Source organism: Shinella sp. SUS2, from assembly GCF_001262505.1.
Classification (GTDB): Bacteria; Pseudomonadota; Alphaproteobacteria; order Rhizobiales; family Rhizobiaceae; genus Shinella.
The window spans coordinates 1-5688 of record NZ_KQ410794.1; the positions used below are offsets into that span (position 1 = coordinate 1).

Sequence of the window (5688 nt, forward strand, 5' to 3'; positions counted from 1 at the left end):
AGTGCCTTCACTTCGTCACTGGTCGCCGAACGGGCGGTATCGCCCGCAAGACGTTTCTTGCCCGCCTCGAGGAATTCCTTCGACCAGCTATAATACAAGCTCTCCGCGATCCCCTCACGGCGGCAGATCGCGGCGATGCTATCTTCACCACGCAAGCCGTCCAGCACAATGCGGATTTTGTCCTCGGCTGAGTGGTGCTTGCGCGTGGCGCGGCGGATGTCCTTGATCGTCTTCTCAGCCGCTGACGACTGCGGCCCGGATTTCTGTCTCATCTTCGCTTCCTTTGATAGAGCTACGATGAGCCGAAAATCCTCTCTTCTCAACTAAACCAGTTCTGTCTCAAGGGCGCTGATCCGGGACAGTTTGTCGTAGTCGCGTGCGAACTTTCCTGCTTGTCCGTTACCTGTTCTGAAAGCGCTCCTGCAGCAGCAGTCTGGATGATCACCTTGAGTGCCTGCGTGTCAGCAGCAGAAGAGAAGGTCTCGTAGGCATCGATGATCCGCTCCAGGCCAAAACGATGCGTTATGAGTTTCTTCGGGTCGATCTTGCCCGACTGCACGGTCTTCAGGAGCATCGGCGTTGTGACTGTATCTACCAGCCGAGTGGTAATGGCGATATTCTGTGACCACAGGTTTTCCAAGTGTAGATTGACCTTGACGCCATGCACCCCGATGTTGGCGATGACGCCGCCGGGAGCGACGATCTCCTGGCAAAGCTCGAAGGTGGTCGGAATGCCCACCGCCTCGATCGCGGTGTCAACACCCTTGCCGCCGGTCAGCGCCAGCACCTGCCGCACGGCATCCTCGCCGCGCGCTGAGACCGTATGCGTCGCGCCGAAGCGCTTGGCGACCGCCAGCCGGTTCTCATCGAGGTCGATCATGATGATTTCGGCCGGGGAGTGAAACTGCGCCGTCAGCAACGCCGCCAGTCCGATCGGCCCCGAGCCGACGATGGCGACGGTGCTGCCCGGCTGCACCTTACCGTTCAGAACGCCGCATTCGAAGCCAGTAGGGAGAATATCGCTCAGCATGACGAATGCCTCTTCGTCGGCATCTTGCGGTATCGGATATAGGCTGGTGTCAGCGTGGGGGATACGGACATATTCTGCCTGGGTGCCGTCAATTGTGTTGCCGAGGATCCAGCCACCGCTCGTGCAGTGTGAGTACATGCCGCGCCGGCAATATTCGCACTTGCCGCAGGAGGAGATGCAGGAGATCAGGACGCGGTCGCCCTTGGCGAACTGGGTAACCCCGGCACCCGTCTCCTCGACGATGCCTACGCCCTCATGGCCGAGGATGCGACCAGGTATGCAGGTCGGCACGTCGCCCTTGAGGATGTGCAGGTCGGTTCCACAGATTGTGGTCCGCGTGACCTTCACGATGGCGTCGGTCGGCGAGACAATCGTGGGCATCGGCCGGTCTATGAGGGATTTCCGCCCTGGACCTTCGTAGACAAGAGCCTTCATCGCATCTCTCCTTCGAATAATTCGCGATCAGTTGTGGATCAACTCGATTATGCATTCCCGCAGCAGCCACGCTTTGACGCGTGTCAAAAGCGTGGCTGCTGCGGGAAATGTTATTCGTTGTTGTGGAAGGTGCGAGCGTTGCCACTTGAGAAAAGCGGCATGAAAAAATGCAAAAGCTCGATCCGCGCCGAATGACGCGCGCCCGCGGATTGGTTGTCGTGGCAACGAATGACGAGTCGGTGCCTCGGAGATCTTCAGCATAAATTCGATGCGAGAGTGCATTTCTTGACGTAGATCAACATGTTGACGGAGGGGATCATTACTGTGGGGAAATGTTCTTTCTGCGTCGGATCGAAACGCTCCAACCCCATCACGCAGAGCAGTTTTAAGGGGAACTACATTGTATAATCATATCCTCGTCCCGACCGATGGATCGGATGTCGCTCAAAAAGGCGTCAATCATGCCCTCTCGCTCGCAAAGGCATTGCAGGCGAAGGTGACGATTATCATCGTTACCGAACGCTTCCCGTACTATGTGAGTGGCGGCGTCGGATGGGTTGGCTTGCCAATGGATGTGGAGAGTTACGACGCGGCACAAAAGGAATTCGCGGATCAGCAGTTGAAGCGGGTGCAGGAAGCCGCGGATAAGATCGGTGTTTCGGCAGACCTGCTCCACGTTGAGAACGCGAATCCCGCAGATGCAATTTTGGAAGCGGCCGTCGCCCGCGGTTGCAGCTTGATTGTCATGTCGTCCCATGGCCGTCGAGGCGTTGGCCGCCTGCTGCTGGGCAGCCAGACCAACAGTGTGCTCACCCATAGCCCGGTACCCGTGCTTGTCGTGCGGTGAGCCGTCTCGCGCCGCATGATGTCGGACCGTCATCGGAAATGCAGGTTGAAAACTGCGCAATTTGAGTGGAACGAATGAGAACGGCTTTGGGCCGATGGCAAGGTTCATAGGGAGTGAATTCCATAGACAGGATTCAACGAGCCTCAGTTCGGCTGGCACGGGGATGCAGCGCGCATTGGCCTCGTCCGGCGCTCGGCGCATGACATGGAGACAACACTTGCCCGACTAGGTCTTGCGTTGGCGATAGGGTTGCTGGTCGGCTTGGAACGCGGATGGCGTGAGCGTGGTGAGCCGGCGCGCAGCCGGACGGCAGGCATCCGCACTTACGGCATTTCAGGTCTCCTTGGAGGTGTTTTCTCGGCGCTTTCCCAGTCTATGGGAGATGCCTCCCTTATGGTCGCCGGATTTCTCGGTTTTGCAGCGGTCTTCGCGTTTTATAAAGCGCGAGAGGCGGCGCACGATGAGGATTTCAGCGTCACTAGCGTCGCCGCCGCCCTCTGTGTCTTTGCTTTGGGTGCTCTGGCCGTGGCAGGCGAGGTACAGGCTGCAGCCGGGGGTGGGGCTGCACTTGCCGCTCTCCTGGCAAGTCGCGAGGTCCTGCATGAACTTCTGAAGCGGCTGACCTGGGAGGAAGTGCGGTCGGCCCTTACTCTTGCGGTGATGACGGCGATTATCCTTCCGGTTCTGCCAAATCGCGCCATTGACCCATGGGGCGGGCTGAACCCGCACGAGGTCTGGTTCTTCACCGTTCTGACCGCGACGATTTCCTATCTCGGCTATATCGCGGTGCGCCTGCTTGGAGCGACACGCGGGCTGATCGTAAGTGCCGTGAGTGGCGCGCTCGTTTCATCCACTTCCGTTACGCTTGCGCTCGGGCGGGACGCGAGTCTTGGAGGGTCGCCATATCCTCTGGCCGGAGCGGCGACCCTTGCTGCAACAGTCTCTATTGGTCGCGTCTGCGTCGTCATCGGCCTGATCAAGCCGCAGCTGTTCCTCATGATCGGCCCCGCGGCTTTTACTGCCATGCTTGTCTTCAGCCTTTGCGGTGCGCTTCCGCTGATACGAAGCCACCGGGCCGGTGGTATCGCTTCGACGATAAGAAGTCCGTTCGAGATTGGCCCGCTCCTGTTGTTCGCGCTCCTGTTTGCTGTCGCCGCGACCGGGAATGCCGCACTTGCGCATTACAGCGGCGCGCAGGGGATCGTTGTAGCAGCTGCGGTTTCGGGAGCGGTCGATGTCGATGTCGCGGTACTGGGCGCACTGCGCCTTGTAGGTTCAGCCGCCACGGTAGAGATCGTAGGCCAGGCGGTTCTGGCTGCCATTATGTCGAACGCGCTTTTCCGCGTCGTCCTCGCTATTGCCTGGAGCCCCATACGCTTCTGGGTTCCTTTGCTTCTTGTTACCTTGCTATCGATCGCAGCCAGCGGATTTGTGTTTTTCATTTTTGCGCCCCTGTGAGAGGCCTGCCATCTTCACGTCTGCAATTGACCGAGATCAAGGTTTGCGCGCGGACACCCGGTATTCTGCCAGTGCAATCAATGATGGAGAAATACATGTCGAACACACCTCATACTCTTGGCGAAGAGTTTCCCGGCCAGCTCAACCAGATCCACGCCTTGAAGGCAGCGGACCCGGCATTCGCCAGCCTGCTGCAGGAATATGATGAGGTAAATGATCGGATCCATCTCGCTGAAACGAGCGTCGCGCCCGTGGGCGAAAATCACGAGACGGAGCTTCGCAAGCAGCGTCTTGCGATCAAGGACCGGATCGCCGGGGCGCTGAAAGACGCCTGACTCCTACTGAACCCATGGCAAATCGCGCATTGTCCAGATGCTTCTGGGCAGTGCCGTGTCCACCATATTTGAAAAGACCTCTTGCGATATCCGTCTAGCACTTGCACAGCGAAGGAATCGTGACACGCATCGTCTTCTGCTCGACAGCATCGAGAGAAGGAAGGAGCATTCGAAATGTTTGAGCCGAAAGATTTGACCGTGTACCTCGATGCCATGGACAGCGACGGACATCGCGACAGGCTATCTTATGGCGCAATGCTTGCGCAGTTGTGGAACGCTCATCTCGTGGTCGCCTTTTCGCCTGAGGACATCGCGCTAGACCTCCATGCCGGCTATGTCCGCGGGGCCGCAATCCGCGACTTTATGGCGGCTCGCAACGCGTGGAAGGTAAAAAGCGAAGAGGCCGTACGCAATCTCATCGCCCGCACCAACGAAGAGTTCGGCATCACCTGCGAACTGCGTATCTGTGAAGGCGAAGCGGGCGAGGCGTTGATGTTGCACGCCCGTCATACGTCGCTTTCGGTCCTCGGCGTTGGCCGGCATCCAGAGCGCAGAACCGGTGTCCTGGACCTTTCGGGTGACGTGATCTTCGCCTCCGGTCGTCCGACGCTCCTTCTCCCAGCCGGTTGGCAAGCCTACCGGCTTCCGGAGAAAATCGTGGTCGGTTGGAACGCGAGCCGGGAAGCTGCCCGGGCGATTGCTGATGCCATGCCGTTTCTGTCCCGCGCCAAAGCCGTGCATCTGGTAGTCGTACCCGAGCAAAAGATTTTGCATCTCCTTGGGCAGGAACCCGGTGCGGATATCGCTCTGCACCTCGCTCGCCACGGCGTGCCCGTCACTCTCGATCGCCTCGAAGGAGGTGATGCCGGTCGACTGATGGTGAACCGGGCCAGGGAAATCGGCGCCGAACTGATCGTCATGGGTGCCTACGGCCAGCCGAAGGTCAGCGAGTTCGTTTTTGGAAGTGCGACAAAAACACTGCTTTCCAGTTCTGAGACCCCAATCCTGCTTTCCCGATAACTGATCGCAAGCTCAGGGCGGTCAGGCGGTAGATCTGTAATTTGTAGAGCTTTCCGGCTTCCCCGCTGGCAATCAAATCTATCTCATCCTATGCTTCGAACAAAGTGCCGTCGCGCAGCATGGGGTGCATGATGACAGCGAGAAGGCGCCACGCGTGCCTTTTTTTAAAAGTGCCGCTCAGCACCGATTTGCCGAGCATCTACCTATGCTGGTATGGTGCTCGGGACCTGCGCAGGCGGTCGGGTACTCCGCGGCGATTCTGTTCGATGAGGCACTGCTCAAGGACATGTCACTGTTCACTTGTCGGCCGCTCAAGCATCAATATTCTGGCTTGATCCAGAAGACGTACACTCAAATCGAGGCATTGATCGGCGGTTAGTTCGATGTGAATGCTGCCGCCAGATTTGCCTTTTTCCCACTGGAGGACGGCGACACTCTTAACTCCCATGTAATTTCTTACGGTAAAGCCTGTTAATTTTGCTGCCTTGTCCGTCGTCAAATGAACTGAGACTTTTCGGGCTTTGGAAGAGCGGAGTTTCCGGCTCGGTTTGCGGGTTGATCTG

The 5688-nt window shown here is 58.2% G+C and carries 7 protein-coding genes; 4 read left to right on the forward strand and 3 right to left on the reverse strand.

The features are described from left to right. Both AKG11_RS32910 and AKG11_RS32915 read right to left on the reverse strand, forming a co-directional pair. The coding region (locus AKG11_RS32910; protein WP_050746528.1) for an IS3 family transposase at nucleotides 1-272 on the reverse strand (272 nt) is incomplete at its 3' end. A 47-nt stretch (nucleotides 273-319) separates the two neighbouring features. Beyond that, a complete protein-coding gene (locus AKG11_RS32915; RefSeq protein WP_082342969.1) occupies nucleotides 320-1465 on the reverse strand; it encodes a zinc-dependent alcohol dehydrogenase family protein in 1146 nt (381 codons plus the stop codon). Between the two features lie 400 nt (nucleotides 1466-1865). Here AKG11_RS32915 and AKG11_RS32920 point away from each other — a divergent pair, with 400 nt between their 5' ends. The 4 genes from AKG11_RS32920 (at nucleotide 1866) to AKG11_RS32935 (ending at nucleotide 5125) form a co-directional block, all read left to right on the forward strand. Beyond that, complete coding sequence (locus AKG11_RS32920) at nucleotides 1866-2312, forward strand: universal stress protein (RefSeq protein ID WP_050747065.1); 447 nt, start codon at nucleotides 1866-1868, stop codon at nucleotides 2310-2312. Nucleotides 2313-2516: 204 nt separating this feature from the next. After that, a complete protein-coding gene (locus AKG11_RS32925; protein ID WP_050747066.1) occupies nucleotides 2517-3770 on the forward strand; it encodes an MgtC/SapB family protein in 1254 nt (417 codons plus the stop codon). A 95-nt stretch (nucleotides 3771-3865) separates the two neighbouring features. After that, nucleotides 3866-4105, forward strand: a complete 240-nt coding sequence (locus AKG11_RS32930; protein ID WP_050747067.1) for a YdcH family protein — start codon at nucleotides 3866-3868, stop codon at nucleotides 4103-4105. Between the two features lie 174 nt (nucleotides 4106-4279). Next, nucleotides 4280-5125, forward strand: coding sequence for a universal stress protein (locus tag AKG11_RS32935; protein WP_050747068.1), 846 nt, complete (start codon nucleotides 4280-4282; stop codon nucleotides 5123-5125). Nucleotides 5126-5414: 289 nt separating this feature from the next. Here AKG11_RS32935 and AKG11_RS34995 read toward each other — a convergent pair. Continuing rightward, the coding region (locus AKG11_RS34995; RefSeq protein WP_210168698.1) for a hypothetical protein at nucleotides 5415-5688 on the reverse strand (274 nt) is incomplete at its 5' end.

Excerpts from the sequence above, each read along its gene's own strand:
- AKG11_RS32915 (WP_082342969.1), bottom strand. The coding sequence starts at position 1,465 with ATGAAGGCTCTTGTCTACGAAGGTCCAGGGCGGAAATCCCTCATAGAC.
- AKG11_RS32925 (WP_050747066.1), top strand. The coding sequence starts at position 2,517 with ATGGAGACAACACTTGCCCGACTAGGTCTTGCGTTGGCGATAGGGTTG.
- AKG11_RS32930 (WP_050747067.1), top strand. The coding sequence starts at position 3,866 with ATGTCGAACACACCTCATACTCTTGGCGAAGAGTTTCCCGGCCAGCTC.
- AKG11_RS32935 (WP_050747068.1), top strand. The coding sequence starts at position 4,280 with ATGTTTGAGCCGAAAGATTTGACCGTGTACCTCGATGCCATGGACAGC.